The 14,834-nt window shown below is 63.2% G+C and carries 9 protein-coding genes and 1 tRNA gene; 7 read left to right on the top strand and 3 right to left on the bottom strand.

The features are described from left to right. Positions 1 to 92: 92 nt before the first annotated feature. Positions 93 to 3,503 (bottom strand): PAS domain-containing protein, encoded by a 3,411-nt coding sequence (locus RX329_RS06455; protein WP_085360547.1) that lies wholly within the window; start codon positions 3,501 to 3,503, stop codon positions 93 to 95. A 526-nt stretch (positions 3,504 to 4,029) separates the two neighbouring features. Between RX329_RS06455 and RX329_RS06460 the strand changes: the two genes are divergently transcribed. The 6 genes from RX329_RS06460 (at position 4,030) to RX329_RS06485 (ending at position 9,199) form a co-directional block, all read left to right on the top strand. Further along, on the top strand, positions 4,030 to 4,461 hold the full coding sequence (locus RX329_RS06460; RefSeq protein ID WP_018453573.1) for a phasin: 432 nt from the start codon (positions 4,030 to 4,032) through the stop codon (positions 4,459 to 4,461). 195 nt (positions 4,462 to 4,656) lie between these two features. Then, a tRNA-His gene (locus RX329_RS06465) sits at positions 4,657 to 4,733 on the top strand. Between the two features lie 95 nt (positions 4,734 to 4,828). Beyond that, positions 4,829 to 5,356: a hypothetical protein gene (locus RX329_RS06470; RefSeq protein ID WP_317245545.1), complete on the top strand. Its 528-nt coding sequence runs from the start codon at positions 4,829 to 4,831 to the stop codon at positions 5,354 to 5,356. 141 nt (positions 5,357 to 5,497) lie between these two features. Further along, positions 5,498 to 7,030 carry an IS21 family transposase gene (gene istA, locus RX329_RS06475; protein WP_083843304.1) on the top strand — a complete coding sequence of 511 codons (1,533 nt, stop codon included), beginning with the start codon at positions 5,498 to 5,500 and terminating at the stop codon, positions 7,028 to 7,030. A gap of 11 nt (positions 7,031 to 7,041) precedes the next feature. Then, positions 7,042 to 7,785, top strand: coding sequence for an IS21-like element helper ATPase IstB (istB, locus tag RX329_RS06480; RefSeq protein WP_007605871.1), 744 nt, complete (start codon positions 7,042 to 7,044; stop codon positions 7,783 to 7,785). A 187-nt stretch (positions 7,786 to 7,972) separates the two neighbouring features. After that, a complete protein-coding gene (locus RX329_RS06485) occupies positions 7,973 to 9,199 on the top strand; it encodes a hypothetical protein (protein ID WP_317245546.1) in 1,227 nt (408 codons plus the stop codon). 151 nt (positions 9,200 to 9,350) lie between these two features. Here RX329_RS06485 and RX329_RS06490 read toward each other — a convergent pair whose 3' ends face one another. Both RX329_RS06490 and RX329_RS06495 read right to left on the bottom strand, forming a co-directional pair. Further along, positions 9,351 to 11,141 carry an adenylate/guanylate cyclase domain-containing protein gene (locus RX329_RS06490; RefSeq protein ID WP_317246386.1) on the bottom strand — a complete coding sequence of 597 codons (1,791 nt, stop codon included), beginning with the start codon at positions 11,139 to 11,141 and terminating at the stop codon, positions 9,351 to 9,353. Positions 11,142 to 11,352: 211 nt separating this feature from the next. Further along, positions 11,353 to 13,302 carry a hypothetical protein gene (locus RX329_RS06495; RefSeq protein WP_317245547.1) on the bottom strand — a complete coding sequence of 650 codons (1,950 nt, stop codon included), beginning with the start codon at positions 13,300 to 13,302 and terminating at the stop codon, positions 11,353 to 11,355. An 846-nt stretch (positions 13,303 to 14,148) separates the two neighbouring features. Here RX329_RS06495 and RX329_RS06500 point away from each other — a divergent pair. Further along, complete coding sequence (locus tag RX329_RS06500; RefSeq protein WP_317245548.1) at positions 14,149 to 14,742, top strand: transposase; 594 nt, start codon at positions 14,149 to 14,151, stop codon at positions 14,740 to 14,742. The last annotated feature ends 92 nt before the right edge of the window (positions 14,743 to 14,834 follow it).

Consider the following 14,834-nt stretch of genomic DNA (forward strand, 5'->3'; position numbering starts at 1 on the left):
CGGGAAGAAGTCGCAATGAGCTGGCGCCCTTCGCGGGGCGCGGCTCGGCCGAAGCCGCCCGTGCACCGCGGGCAGGAAATCGCGTTCGCCGCTTACGCCTGCGCCAGTGCCGGTGCGAACACCACCTCGATCAGCGAGCCGGAGTTCGCCGCGCTCTTGATGTTGAAGCGGGCGCGGTTGGCTTCGACCAGGGCCTTGGTCAGCGACAAGCTCAGCGCCGAACTGTCTTCGGCGTCGCCGGGCGGCGGCGTGCGGAACGGCTCCATCGCGGCGGCGACTTCGCGCTCGCTGAGGCCGTGACCGGTGTCGCGGATGCGAAGTGCGACCTCGCCGCGGTCGGTGAGCGCGGTCGAGACGATGACCTGGCCGCCGGCGCTGGCGAGCCGGATCGAGTTCGAGATCAGGTTCATGGTGATCTGCCGCATCGCGCGCGCATCCGCGCTCACCTGCGGCAGGGCATGGCCGAGCGAGGTGCGGATGATGATGCGCTCGCGATTGGCCTGCGGCTGCATCACGACCACGCAGGCCTCGACCAGATCATTGAGGTTGAGGTTGGCGAAGTTGAGGTCGAGCTTGCCGGTCTCGATCCGCGACAGCTCGAGCAGGTCGTCGATGATGGCGATGACGCGCTCGCCGGAGGCGCGGATGTCCTTCATGTACTCGCCGTAGCGCTCGTTGCCGAGCGTGCCGAAGCGTTCCGAGATCATCACCTCCGAGAAGCCGATGATGGCGTTGAGCGGCGTGCGGATCTCGTGGCTGATCCGCGCCAGCATGTCGGCCTTGGCATTGGCCGCGCCGTCGACCAGACGTCGCGCCTGCGTCAGCTCGCTCTCGCCCTGCTTGCTGTGCGAGAGATCGCGGAACACGGCGAAGAAGTTCGGGCCGTCGGGCCGGGTGCGGCCCATGATCATCGCGAGCGGAATGACGCCGCCCTTCTTCTCGCGCCCCAGCACCTCGCGGCCGTGGTCGAGCAGGCTCGCGATGTCCTGGCTCTTGAGGTTTTCCAGATAGTCGATCACGACATGCTGGCTCTCCGGCGCGAACAGCGTCACCAGATTCTGCTGCATCAGCGTCTCGCCGTCATAGCCGAACAGCGCCTCGGCGCTGCGGTTGCAGGCGTGGATGTTGCCTTCGGCATCGAACATCACGATGCCCTCGGCCGTGGTGTCGAGGATCGCGGCGAGATCTTCGGCGGCCGCCTCGCCGGCGTCGGGCTCCGGCGCGGTGGGGAAGGTCTCGGGGACAATGGTCTCCGGGACAACGGCCTCGGCGACCATGGTCTCCGCGATGACGGGCGCAGCCTGCGGCAGCGCGCAGATCAGCGCATGCGCGCTCTCGCCGTCCCAGTCGATCGCGTGCAGATGCGCTTCGGTGGTCGGCAGCGGCGCTTCGCCATTGGCGAGCGTCGCGCTGATCGTGACAGGCGTGCCTGCCTGCGACGTGCTGCTGGCCGCGGACACGCCAGGCTCGACATAGAGCGCGTCCAGCCCGCCGGCATTCTCCAGTGCGCTCAGGCTGGCATAGCCCATGCGCGCGAGGAACGCGGGGTTGGCGTAGAGCAGGCGGTCGAGTCGGTAGATCAGGATGCCGCTCGGCAGCAGGTCGAGCAGCGCGCGGTCGCGCCTGCTGTGGCCGTGCGCGGGCGGCGCGGGCGCGGTCAGCCATTCGGCGGGCGCGTGCGGCGTCTCAGGCTCCGGCGTGGGCGTCGGCGCTTCAGGCGTGATCTCGGCATCCGGCGGCTCGGACGATGCCGCGATGGTTTCCTTGTCGCGTTCGAGGCGCTCGGACAATTGGCGGGCGAGCTCGTTGAACGCGCTGTTCTCGACCGGCGTCAGCGTCGGCGATCGCGTGTCGCCGGGCGCTCGGAACGGCAGGACATTGGGAGGCGTTTCCACTGGCGTTTCCGGATCGGTTGGATGTGAATTCGCGTCGGTTGTGGGGTCGGTCAGTTCGGCTTCAGGCTCGGGCTCAGGCGCGGGCGGCTCGATCGGCGGAGGCGGCGGCTCGGGCTCTGGCTCGGGTTCGACCACATTGGCGGACAGGCTTTGCGGCGCCGCCGGTTCGGCCAAAAGCTCAAAGCGCCTGAGCGCATCGAGCCGGTTGAGGCCGTCGAGATCGCGGCAGACGCCAAAACCCCTGAAGCCCGCGAAATTGCGGTCGCCGTCATAAACCGGAAGCCCGGCAAGCTCGACCGGCAGATGCTCGCCGCCATCGGCGGGCCAGTTCACGGTGATCCCGGCCCAGGTATCCTTGCTCGCAAGCGCCTGCGCCACGCGGCTCTCAGGATCGAGCGCGAAGGCGTCGGCGATCTCGCGCCAGGGGCGGTCGAAGCCGGCGGCCGTGCGCGGGCCGATCAGGTGGATGAATTCGTCAGACAGAAGCACAAAGCGGCCCTCTGCATCCGCCTTCCAGAGGAAGCGCAGCGGATGCTGACGCGGTGCGGGCGGCTCTTCGTGGCCCGACGGCGGCTCGACCATGCCGGTCACGGTCGGCGCTGCCTGCGGCGACACCATGGCTTCGGCCGAGTTTTCAACCGGAGTTTCTGGCGCGGCTTCGCCCGCTTGCTCGACGGCTTGCTGGATCGAGACGATCTCGGTCGCCGGCTCGCTTGCGGGCGGTTCGTGCGCGATCGTTGCTTGCGGCGCGTCGACCGGCTCGGCAAAGGCGTCGAACAGCGCGATCTCTGATGGCGCCTCGTGCGACGGCGCGGCTTGCACATCCTGCGGCACGGCGGCTGGAGCAGCGGCCGGCGCAGCCTCATGCTGAGCGATGTCTTCTCGGGCGATCTCTTCGCGCGCGACCTCTTCAGTGGCCTCGGGCTCGACCTCATCAGTCGCAGCCGCCGCCTGCTGCACGGCAGGCTCGATCAGCGCGACCAGGCCGACATCGGCTCCGCTGCCGACACGCTGCAGCACCATCTGCCCGATGCCGATCGGCGTCTCGGCGCGGCCCTGGCGAAGCGCGTCGCTGCGCGCCTGTTCGAGGCCGCCCTCGGTGAGATCGCGGAAGCCGAGCAGGGTGCGGGCCGTTTCGCTGGCGCCGACGAACAGGCCGTCGGGTGCGAACGCCGCCATCGGCGTCTTGGCGCCGTCGACCAGACGAAGCAGCCGCTCGACCAGCGGCATGGTGCGCAAGCCGGGGTCCATCGCGGTGACCAGCACGGCGCGGCCGCCATCGGCGAAGTCGAGCCGGGCGCAGGCGCAGGTCATCAGAGTGCCCAACCGCGCGCCGAAGCCGCGCAGCCGTTCGAGCCGGATCGCGCCGTTCGGAGGCAGCCGGCCGGCAAGCCGGATGATCTGGCGGCGGTGGCTGTCGGCGGGCCCGAAGGTCTTGTCTGCGAGCGCCGTGGCATGGGCCGCGCCGAACAGTCTTGCCCCGACCGGATTGGCCCAGAGCACGCGCGTGCCGTCGATCGACCAGAGCCAGACGGGCAGCGGCGAGGTCGCGTGCACGGCCAGCCGGGGATCGCCCACGCCTCGCAACTGGAAATCCGAACTCGTCATCCGACCGGCTTCGCGTCCCGCTTGTGCGCATCAGGCTGCCGGGAATGACAGCCTTAAGAAAGGGTTAGTATCGCCCGCAGGGCCGGGCAGGTCCACGGCCGAAGCCTAGCCGCCAAGGCCTAAAGCCGCGATAACCTTAATGTCCCTGACCCCGCAAGCCGTAGCCCGTTCGCATCCCCATCCTTCGAGATCTCCGCGTCCCCAGATACCCATGCCGCCCAGCCTCATCCTGAGGAGACCGCGCAGCGGTCGTCTCGAAGGACGAGGTGCGCGCTCAGGCAGCACCTGATTACCTCAACCACCGGTTCCCCAGCCCAGGAACCTCATCCTCCCCGCGATTAAATTTGCGCAATGCACCCCAAAACCCGTTGCGTTGCACAATGTTGACATCTTAGGCAGGCATGGTCCCCGCGCTGGGCGAGCCATCATTCGTTTTGTGTTTCCAGTCTTCGCACCCGTCACCCGGTTGGCCGGCGGGCGCGCCTGAAGGCTCACTCCGTTTTTTCATTAGTGTGAGGGACAAAGCATGACAGGTACGACTGATCCATTCTCCGCCTCCGTCATTCCGTTCGAGGTTCCGGAGCAGATGCGTGCGTTCGCCGAAAAGGGCGTGTCGCAGGCCCGCGAGAACTACGCCAAGTTCAAGGACGCTGCCGAGACCCACAACGGCACCGTCGAGGCCGTGTTCGCGTCCGCCCACAAGGGCGTGAGCGAATACACCGCCAAGCTGATGGAGTTCGCGAAGGCCAACACCAAGGCCCATCTCGACTTCACCCAGGAGCTGTTCAGCGTGAAGGCGCCGCAGGATGCGTTCGCGCTGTGGACCAACCATTCCAAGACGCAGCTCGAGACCTTCCAGGCCCAGGCCCGGGAGCTCGCCGAGATCACCCAGCGCGCGGCCACTGCCGCCGCCGAGCCGATCAAGGCTTCCGCCGCGAAGCTCTACCCCGCCGCTTGATCTGGCGCGGCCGTCTCAATTAAGAAACCCGGGCCTAGAGCCCGGGTTTTGCTTTGGAAATAACCTCGCTTGCGGGACGTTTTGAGGGTGTTGCGGCCTTGCCAAAAACGCCCGTTGCACCTAGTTTCCGCCCCGTCCAGCCCCCCTCGGTGACCGGCCCTATCAAGGGCGCCCCTCGGGGCGGCTCGCAAGGATGCAGTTGTAGCTCAGTTGGTTAGAGCGCCTGTCTGTGGAACAGGAGGTCGGTGGTTCGAGCCCACCCAACTGTACCAGGCTGGGAAATTTCCCCGCAATCCCGGTATCTTACTGATAGACCTGACGTATTTGCGCCGCCAAAATACAAAAGGCTGCACAAATGGCGTTGCGAATGGTTGCGTTGAATAGGATTGCTGACGGTCGTTGGTTTGCTCGCAAGGTCATCCCCGAAGACGTCCGCGAGGAATACCAGCGGCTCTACGGTCACAAGCGCGAGGCGCATCTCAAGCTCCCAGCCGACACATCGAGGCACGAGGCGAAGGCCCGGCTCGGGGAGTGGGAGGCTGAGGTAGAGACGCGGATCGCCACCTTGCGAGCCCAAAGGAACGGTGAGGGCCAGCCGCTCACGAAGCTCAATGCAATTGCTCTCGCGGGCCGTTGGTACATCTGGTTCATAAAGCAGTACGAGAATGATCCCGGCCCAGCGAAACGTTGGCGAGAGACGGCCGACTACTTCGTGTGGGATGTGCTGCGGGACGAGGCCCCGGACAGTTACGAGGAAGACCCCAGCTCAGACCCGCACGGGGACTGGGAGAAGGCACCCGAGGTTCGTGAGGCTGTGCGTCCGCATGTGGCTGTGCGGATTCCGATCGATGTCGCCCAGGATTCCGAGATGATCTCGCCCACCATTCCGATTTGAAGTCGCCCACCCGTTCCGAAATGATGTCGCCCACCATTCCGGGATGATGTCGCCCGGGTGACGAGGCCTCTTCTGGCTCCCATAGGGTCAACTCTTTCGGCTTTGCGAAGGGGACCCTGGATGCCGACGGAGAGGCTTGCGATGCGCCGTGTGCGCGATGTGATCAGAATGAAGGCGGCCGGGCTGCCGAGCCGCGAGATTGCGCGACGGGTGGGCGCGGCGCCCTCGACGGTGCGCCTGGCGCTCCGGCGGTTCGAGGCCGCGGGCTTGAGCTGGCCGTTGCCAGACGACGTCACCGACACGGTTCTGGAACTTCGCCTGTTCGCGAAGACCGGCAATGGCAACCGTCAGGGTCACCGCCGCATCGCCGAGCCCGACTGGGCGACCGTGCACCGCGAGCTCAAACGCAAGCACGTGACGCTGTCGATCCTGTGGGAGGAATATATCGCCACCGAGCCCGGCGGATACCGGTACTCGCGCTTCTGTGAGCTCTACCGCGCCTGGGAGGGCCGCCTGTCGGTGACGATGCGCCAGGCCCATGCGGCGGGCGACAAGTTGTTCGTCGACTATGCCGGCGATGGCGTGCCGGTGGTGGTCGACCGCCTGACCGGTGAGCGCAGAACGGCGCAGATCTTCGTCGCCGTGCTCGGCGCATCGAGCTTCACCTACGCACAGGCGACGTGGACGCAGGGGCTCGCCGACTGGATCAGCGCCCATGTTGGCGCCTTCGCGGCGATCGGCGGCATACCGGCGCTGGTGGTGCCCGACAACACCAAGGTCGCGGTCATTAAGGCGAGCCTGTACGACCCGCAGATCAATCGTACCTACGCGGAGATGGCGGCGCATTACGGCACCGCCATCTTGCCGGCGCGGCCGCGCAAGCCGCGCGACAAGGCCAAGGTCGAGCAGGCCGTCCTCATCGTCGAGCGCTGGCTGCTCGGCCGCCTGCGCCATCGCACCTTCTACAGCCTGGCCGAGGTCAATGCGGCGATCGGCGAACTGCTCACGAGGCTGAATGAGGAACGGCCGATCCGGCGGCTCGGCGTGACACGCCGCCGGTTGCTCGAGGAGGTCGACCGGCCGGCGCTCAAGCCATTGCCGGCGTCCCCCTATGTCCTCGCCGAGTGGCGGATCCGCCGCGTCAGTCTCGATTACCACGTCGAGGTGGAGAAGCATTACTACAGCGTTCCGCATCGCTTCGCCCGCGCCGAGGTCGAGGTGCGGTTCACGGCCCGTACCGTCGAGATCTTCCACAAGGGCGAGCGGATCGCCGCGCATCAGCGCATGAGCGGCAATCACAAACACACCACCGTGCCGGAGCACATGGCCTCCAGCCATCGGCGCTACGCCGGCTGGACCATCGCGCGTATCCGCCAGGACGCCGCCGCGATCGGGCCGGCGACCAGCGCGTTGTGCGACCTCATTCTCGACGAGCGCTCGCACCCCGAGCAAGGCTTCCGCGCCTGCCTCGGCATCCTCAGGCTCGCCGCCTCCTATGGGCGCGAACGGCTGGACGCCGCGGCTGCGCGGGCAATCGACATCGGCGCGCGCACCTATGGCTCGGTCAAGTCGATCCTCGCCAACAATCTCGATCGGCGTTCTGCTCACCAGCGTTCCGCGGACGATGCGCCGATCCTGCATGCCAACATCCGCGGACCGCGCTACTACAATTAGGAAATCATCCCTTGCTCACCCATCCGACCCTCGACCGCCTCAACGCCCTCGGCCTCCACGGCATGGCCAAGGCCTTCGCCGACATCGAAGCCACCGGTGAGGCCGCAAGCCTCGGTCACACCGAATGGCTTGCGCTGCTGCTCGAACGTGAAGCCTCGCTGCGGCACGACAAACGGCTCGCCACTCGCCTGCGCTACGCCAAGCTGCGCCAGCAGGCGTGCGTCGAGGACATCGACTACCGCACCCCGCGCGGTCTCGACCGCCCGCTGTTCGCTAAGCTTGTCGAGGGCCGCTGGATCGACGACCACGTCAATCTCCTGATCTGCGGCCCGGCCGGCGTTGGCAAGAGTTGGCTCGCCTCGGCGCTCGGCCACAAGGCCTGTCGCGACAATCGCTCCGTGCTCTATCAGCGCGTCCCGCGACTGTTCGACGATCTGGCGCTCGCCCGCGGCGACGGCCGCCATCCACGCCTGTTGCGCGGCCTTGGCCGTGTCGATCTGCTGATCCTCGATGATTGGGGACTCGAGCCGCTCGACGCCGGTGCCCGTCACGACCTCCTGGAAATCCTCGAAGATCGCTACGGTCATCGCTCCACCATCGTCACCAGCCAGCTCCCCGTGGACCAGTGGCATCTGCTCATTGGAGATCCCACCTATGCCGACGCCGTGCTCGATCGCCTCGTCCACAATGCCCATCGGCTCGACCTCACCGGTGAGAGCCTGCGCCGAACCCGGCAATCCGCCCGAAAGACCTGAGCCCGTGGCGCTGTGGACATGCCGCTGCGCTTGGACAACGCAATCGCGTTGCCCACATGCCCACAGCAACCGCAGAAGAAGAAAAACAGGTTGAAGTCGCGATTCCAGATTGACCACGCGGCTTGACCGATGCCAGAGAACCAGCCGGCCAGAACGCCTCGCCGCTGGGCGAGATCAAATCGGAAAGGTGGGCGACATCGTCTCGGAATCCACGGGCGACTTCATATCGGTACGCCTGGGCGACTTCGTCGGAATCCGCATGGCTGAGCTGGCGCGCACCGCGAGTTTCCTTGCCAGTGAGGGTAAGGCCCTGAATGACACGGCCTACGCACTGTTCGTCGATGCCGTTAGCGACAACCTGTTGCCCGCGCTGTCGGTACTGGAGAAGCGCGCGAACGGCGACTACTCCCGAGACGAGACGCCCGATACGTTTCCTGCCTTCAAAGATAGCCACGCGCGCGCCTCTGGCGTGAGCTGTTGGGACTTATTCGAGGCTTATGTTCACGCGGTCAAGCCAGCGCCGACTACGGTTACGCGATGGCGCGCCGTCTTTCTCGCCATGCAACAGCGGTTCGCCGAGGCGGGTGCCGATGGGATTACGGAGGACGCCGCACGGGCCTGGATACACGGCCAAATCACAGAGGAGCGTCAGGCCAGCACGGTGCGTGAGGTTTGGCTGTCCGCGTCGCGTACCGTGTTCGGCTGGGCACGCGTTCATAAGCGGATCCGTGAGAACCCATTCAAAGAGGTGAAGGTTGACGTTCCGCGGAAGGTTCAAAAGCGAGAGGACGGCCGCAGCTTCACCACAGAGGAGGCAAGCACGATCCTCAAGGCCAGCCTTACTTATCAGAAGCCCGCTACGCCCACCGAGAGGGCACGCCGTTGGGTGCCGTGGCTATGTGCCTACTCAGGTGCGCGGTCGGGCGAGATCACTCAATTGCGAGGTGTGGACATCGAAAACCGCGAAGGCGTCTACGTCATGAAAATCACGCCGGACGCGGGAACGACCAAGACGCGTCAAACGCGCACTGTACCGCTTCATGAACACCTAATCGCCCAAGGCTTCATCGACATGGTTCAGCAGGTAGGGCAGGGCGCGCTGTTTTACAACGACATGACGGTTCGAAAGCAAAGCAGCGATCCTCTGAAGCCGTCGCGCTCTCGTGCAGCCACCACACGAGCGCATCTTGGGACTTGGGTGCGCGGCCTCGGCGTCGATGATCCTGACATCAGCCCAAACCATTCGTGGCGTCATCTGTTCAAGCGGATTGGTGACGAGATTGGGATGCCCGAGAAGTACAACGACGCCATCACGGGACATGTGGCACCAACTCAAGGCAGGAAGTATGGGCCACCCAAGGTTTCGACCTTGGCCGTCGCCCTCACGAAGTTCCCTCGATACAAGCTGGATTGATAGTGTTTGCTCCGAGCGCACGCGCGGTGCCGAGGTAACCCGATGAAGGCGCAAGGCCGCTCAGGGCTCGCGAGAACCGCGTCGGCTAAAGCACGAGGAGCGGACGTGGCCGGAGTAGTTCGGCAGGTCGCAGTTTGACCCAAAAGCGACATCAGCCCTCAGGTACCCCGGCCAAGCGCAAGCCCTCGTAGATGCGCTCGCGCTCCGCGAGATAGATTGAGTTATTACTTAGCGCTGCGTTGCGAAACCTACGTAACGTGTAGCTTGGAAAGAGGGCAAGTCCTGCTTGGGCTGCGGCGTGCGCCTCGTCCAGCTGCCCTAAATTCGCTAGTGCAGCGGCAAGAGCGAAGTGGGCGAACGGCAAATTGCGATTGCCATCGATGCTCCGGCGAAGCCACACAACCGCTTCCGCGTCAGCACGGATAAGTATTTTGGCGGTACCGAGAAACATTATCCAATAGTACGCGTTCGCATCGCGGGGCGAGAGGCGGAGCGCCTCCTGGACATGAGCTTCAGTTTCGGCGGCACGACCGGTGTAGAGTTTGGCTAACCCAATGCAGGCGTGGGCATAGGCCAAATTTCGATCCAGCGCCAGCGCATGCTCGCACTCAGCAATACCTTCCGCCCCGCGGTTCGTACTGATTTTGGCAATGCCGAGGTACGCGTGAGCAGCAGCGCTTTCTGGAGCCAGGGAAAGGGCCTTGATCAAGGTTGCTTCAGCCATCCCGAACCGAGCCGTCCGGTCTTCAGGGACAAGACCGTTGCCAATTGCCATGTCAACTAACGCAATGCCGAGCAGTGCTCGGACGTGACTGGGCTCGAGCGCCAAAGCACGCTCGAAAAAGCCACGTGCTTCTGTGAGGTTCTCAGGAGTCTGTCCCTTGTTAAAGCTGGCCCTACCTAGAAACTCCAAGTCCGTTGCATCAGGATGCAGCGAGCGCTCCGCTCGTCGCGCCTCAGCTACTAACAGTTTATCATCCACCGTGTTAGCGAGCCTACAGACGATTTCGTCCTGCACATCGAACAAATCGGCTACGGACTTATCGAAGCGTTCGGCCCACAAATGATTGCCAGATTCGGCATCAATGAGCTGCACGTTCACCCGAAGCTGGTTGCCAGAGCGCTGCACCGAACCTTCAAGCGCGTAGCGAACATTCAGCTCACGGCCGACTTTTTTGAGATCAAATGCTTTGTCCTTGTACGTAAATGCCGTGTGCCGTCCGATGACGAATGACCCGTCGATGCGCGACAAGTCCGTGGTCAGGCTCTCGGTCACACCATCGACGAAGTAGTCTTGCTCGGCATCCCCGCTGAGGTTGGCGAAGGGCAGCACAACGATGGAAAGACGAGGTGGCGAAAGCGGGATCAGTCTGAGGCCGTCAGCCTGTATCGCCGGGCTAAATCCATCCGGGATTGCGGCATACGCTCGGACCGGGCGGGAAATGTTTTTGAGGGTTTGCTCGCCCAGATCGGCGAACTCAATGCCGACCTTGCCTCGGATTTGGTCGTAAGCAGAAGACGAGATGCAAATGCCGCCGGGTTCTGCGATGCTCTCGAGCCGTGCCGCAATATTGACGCCATCTCCAAAGATGTCATTGGGCTCGACGATGACGTCGCCGATGTTCACACCCACCCGGAAAGCTATACGTCGGTCTTTCGCATCAGGGATTGTAAATTCCTTTATGCGGGTCTGGAACTGAATGGCAGCTCGAACAGCCTCGACCGCACTCGCAAACTCTGCCAAGAACCCGTCCCCGGTGTTCTTAACGATGCGGCCGCCGTGTTCCGAAATGGCGGGCTCGACAGCGTCCGCGAGCAGCGCCGTCAGCTTGGCGTGGGTCGCCTCTTCGTCATGATGCATGAGTCGCGAATAGCCAGCCACGTCGGCAGCCACTATCGCCGACAACCTGCGTCCGACCCGGCTTGTCCGCTCTTGCACCATGGCGCGCGATCCAATCCACAGCAGACCATACGACGGATCGCGTTCCAAGGGGAGTCCCGCCCAAGCTGATGTCGGTTGTTGGCCCATAGCGGCATCTCGGCTAACTCGCCTCCTATGTCCGCCCTTGCGTTCTAAGCGGACGTGCCACGATACACGGAAGAAAGGCCGCACCAGAGGCTCCGAATGGAAACCGTGGTGCGGCCAGTGCTGATCAGGCGGCCTTCACGAGGAAGCTCTTCGCTCCCCTGCCTTTACCTTCCGAACCATACGTCACCCCAATGGACCGCAGGGCCAGCGTGGTCCCGTGGTTCTCGTCACGAAGCAGCTTTTGCAAGTCTTTGCGCTGCTGAGGCTTCAAGCTGAACTCTCGGCCGATCACGTTCATGTAGGTGCGGCCGGGATTACGGTGTGCCATGTAGGTCACCAGCCGCTCGTGAGGTAGTCCTGAGCGCTTCACACGAACCTTTGGGCCATCTGGCTCGAACGACCAGTCTTGTACGGCGACGTTGGGCAGTTCCTGCCGAATGTAGCGCAGTATCTCCGAACCACGCTCGCCGGTCGGCAGCACAATGAACACGTCCGTAGGAGCGCAGCGGCCTTGCACGTCGATGACCTTGCGGAGCCGAACGCGTCCGATGGCCTGCACGATGGACGCAGCGAGGTGACGCTGCTGGAGAAGCTCACGGACGTTCACATGCCCCTTCCATGAGGGATTGTCGTGCCAGTCGTCAGCTTGCACACCTTGGAATGCAAAGAAGACGTTGGTGCCCCACACGTGGTCTCTGAACGGGAGGCCCATGATCACCGCTGTGTCGTAGTCCTTGAACTCATTGCTGCCGTCTACTGCCCCCCAGTGCGTTGCTGAAGCCGCTTTCACACCGAGGTCATCCGTAGTCGGTACGAGGTGCTTCACCCGCTTATGCACGACGAAGAGGACCTGCTGTTCCGGGGTAAGCCGCTGAGCAAGGTTCTCTTGCAGAGCCGCAAACCGAGACTTGGCCAGTTCATCCATCGCCGTCTTACCGATCCTCTCTATGCGGGCCACGTGCAGCGTCACGTTGCTGTAGTCCCGAACTCCCCGAGGTGTCGGAATGATGTCAGCGCGATCCTCCATTAGGTCGTACATGAGATCCACGCCAGCCGTAGCGTCGAGCACCACGGGCCCAGGTAGCTCCAAGGGCACCGCGAGCGCCGACGAGTTCAGGGTGTGCTCGTTTCCCCTCAAGGCCATAAAGGCGTGTTGGTCGAGCAGCTCTTCAGCAGCGGCAAGCGTCTTGTCATACCGCTTCGCTAAACGGTCGCGCTCCTGCTCGTCATCCCTGCCAATGATCCGGTCGTAGGGCAGCTTGCGCATCTCAGCGCGGAGGGCGGAGAGGTCCACAGCGGCCGGACTGCCGCCAGCCTCCCACGCCAGGGCGGTCCCAATCCGAAAACCATCATTGACACCGGCGTGGAACAACATCTCCTCACGTAGGATCTCCAAGGCTTCCACCTCAGTGGGGTAACTGAGCCGCATGTCGTGCGTGATGTGGCCGACCACCCGGCTCAGCTCGTCGAGCTTCACCTGACTGTGCTTCACGACGTTGGCCAAGGCCTCATCAACGATGGTGAGGAGCCGTCGCCCGCCACGCCATTCTGTCAGTCGATGCCACCTATCGGCGTTGACACCGGACAAGGTCTCCTTCGCCCTGGTATAGGCTTCGTGGGTGATGACAACAATATCGCTGTCCGCCAGTTGCTCAGGGGTGGCCCTATGGTCCGTGTGGTCCGCTATGGCAACATTGCGACCTACGTAAGAATTGATTTGCGTCACCACCTCATCAACCTGAGCCTTGAGGCGAGTTACAATCATGACACCAACTGGTCTGACACCATCAGTGACACGAGCATTAAGCTCAGCTTGGAGGCCAGCATACACCACAGCTCCCATGGTCTTCCCTGAGCCGGTAGGCGGATTCAATACACGCCACCTGCATGGTTGATCTTGAGCGGTAGCTATAATTGATTGACTGTAGGTGTTGGCCATAATGCGCCAGAGCTTCCTTAGGGGCTCACTGGCCGGCATGTTGAACTCTTCGGTCCACCGAGTGGTGAACCTGTCAACGAACATCTGCGGCGACACGAGAGCATATTGCTCGTGTTGGCCGATATAGGCTTTCATGGTTTGGAACTATTCCGTGAATAAATGGGGGTGCGATCCCTAAAGGATAGTTCTTTAGAGGTTGGCCCCCCATTACGGGAAAGGAAGGCACATAGGGCCACAGGGTGACCGTGCCGATTACTTTGTGCATCTGTGGTGTAGATGCCTCTGATAGTGCTCCACTTCCGAGCACAGGTATTGTTACAAAGGTGGTCGGTGTTACCGCTCCTGAGCAACCTATTTAGGTGCCCCACAGGATTCACAGGGAAGCCTGACGATTCGTTTCAGACTGTATGGGCCTCTCTCCCTGTGCCACCTCCTCTAAAGCGCTTCAGGGATTCCCGTGGCGGCTGTGAGAGGCATTGGTGCCCGCAAGGCCTCCTGTGCATTACGTAATGTGTCACCGGTTTTTGCGGGGGACCGTGGGCTCCTGTCTCTGCGGGCTCTCGCCTTCGGACGCGTGCCCCCTCAGCTTCCCACGGCTGACGAATGAAGCAAGGAGGGGCCGAGGGGAGGTCGATTGCCGTCAAGTGATAGGCTCTTTCAACAGCTCTCTGCTGAGCGGCGTCAGTCCTCCACCGTCGACCGTGTTGGAGGGGATAAGGCATCCTGTGTAGTCCATCAGGGGACCTGCGGATTCGCTTTCCTCCACAGGTGGGGGCGCCTTGCCGCTAAGTGCTTGGCATCTTGGGCAATGGTATTCAGAAAGGCGGATTTTGTGTGCACCTAACGAAACGGCGGATCGAACAGGTTGCCTTCTGGTCTATAACGCCGGGACGTCCGCATCTAACCCCTTGATTGACCGTCCACACACTCCCAATGATGGCGTAGGGATGTGTAGCTGACGAAACAGCATATTCCCCGATCATGCCGGAACCCACTGTCCATTTGCCCTCTCCTTTCGAAAATGACGCCGCGGCTCGAAGCCTCTTGGAACGCCTAAGGTGGCCCCACGGTGCCCAATGCCCCCGCTGTGGCGCCCACGATCCAGAGGTGTTTCTGATCGGCGGTGAGAAGCACAGCCACCGCGAAGGGCTCTATCAGTGCAAGCGGTGCCGCAAGGGCTTCAGCGTTACCGTGGGCACCTCCTTTGAGCGTCTGCGGATACCCTTGAGCACCTGGGTAAACGCGGCCCGCGCCTTCAGCTCCGATGGCAAGCCGACGCTCTTGGAGATCCAGTCTGAACTCGGGGTGGCCTATAGGACCGTGCTGCGCATGCGGGATGTCATCGAGCGTGCTGCGCGGTCGTACAGGGGGCACAAATACGGCTTCGGGGCATGGCCCCAGGAACTGATGCACCATAAAACAGAGAACCGCGACAAGACGATACAGGCCACCGTGCTCAAGAAAGCGCTGCCGTCGCTTAAGTCGGGTGAAGCGAACCGTACCGAGCGACTTCTGCGGCTCCTCCTTGCGGCTCCGAAGATGACACCGCGGAAACGGCGGCCCCCTCTGGTGTAGGTGCATGCGCTTGATCGTTAAGGCATTGGCCCAGCGGGTAAAGGTACTCGGAAAAGGGGTGTTTTGTGTGCAGCTAACGAAATGCCGCTAAA

It is taken from the genome of Bradyrhizobium sp. BWC-3-1, assembly GCF_032917965.1.
Lineage (GTDB): Bacteria > Pseudomonadota > Alphaproteobacteria > Rhizobiales > Xanthobacteraceae > Bradyrhizobium > Bradyrhizobium canariense_D.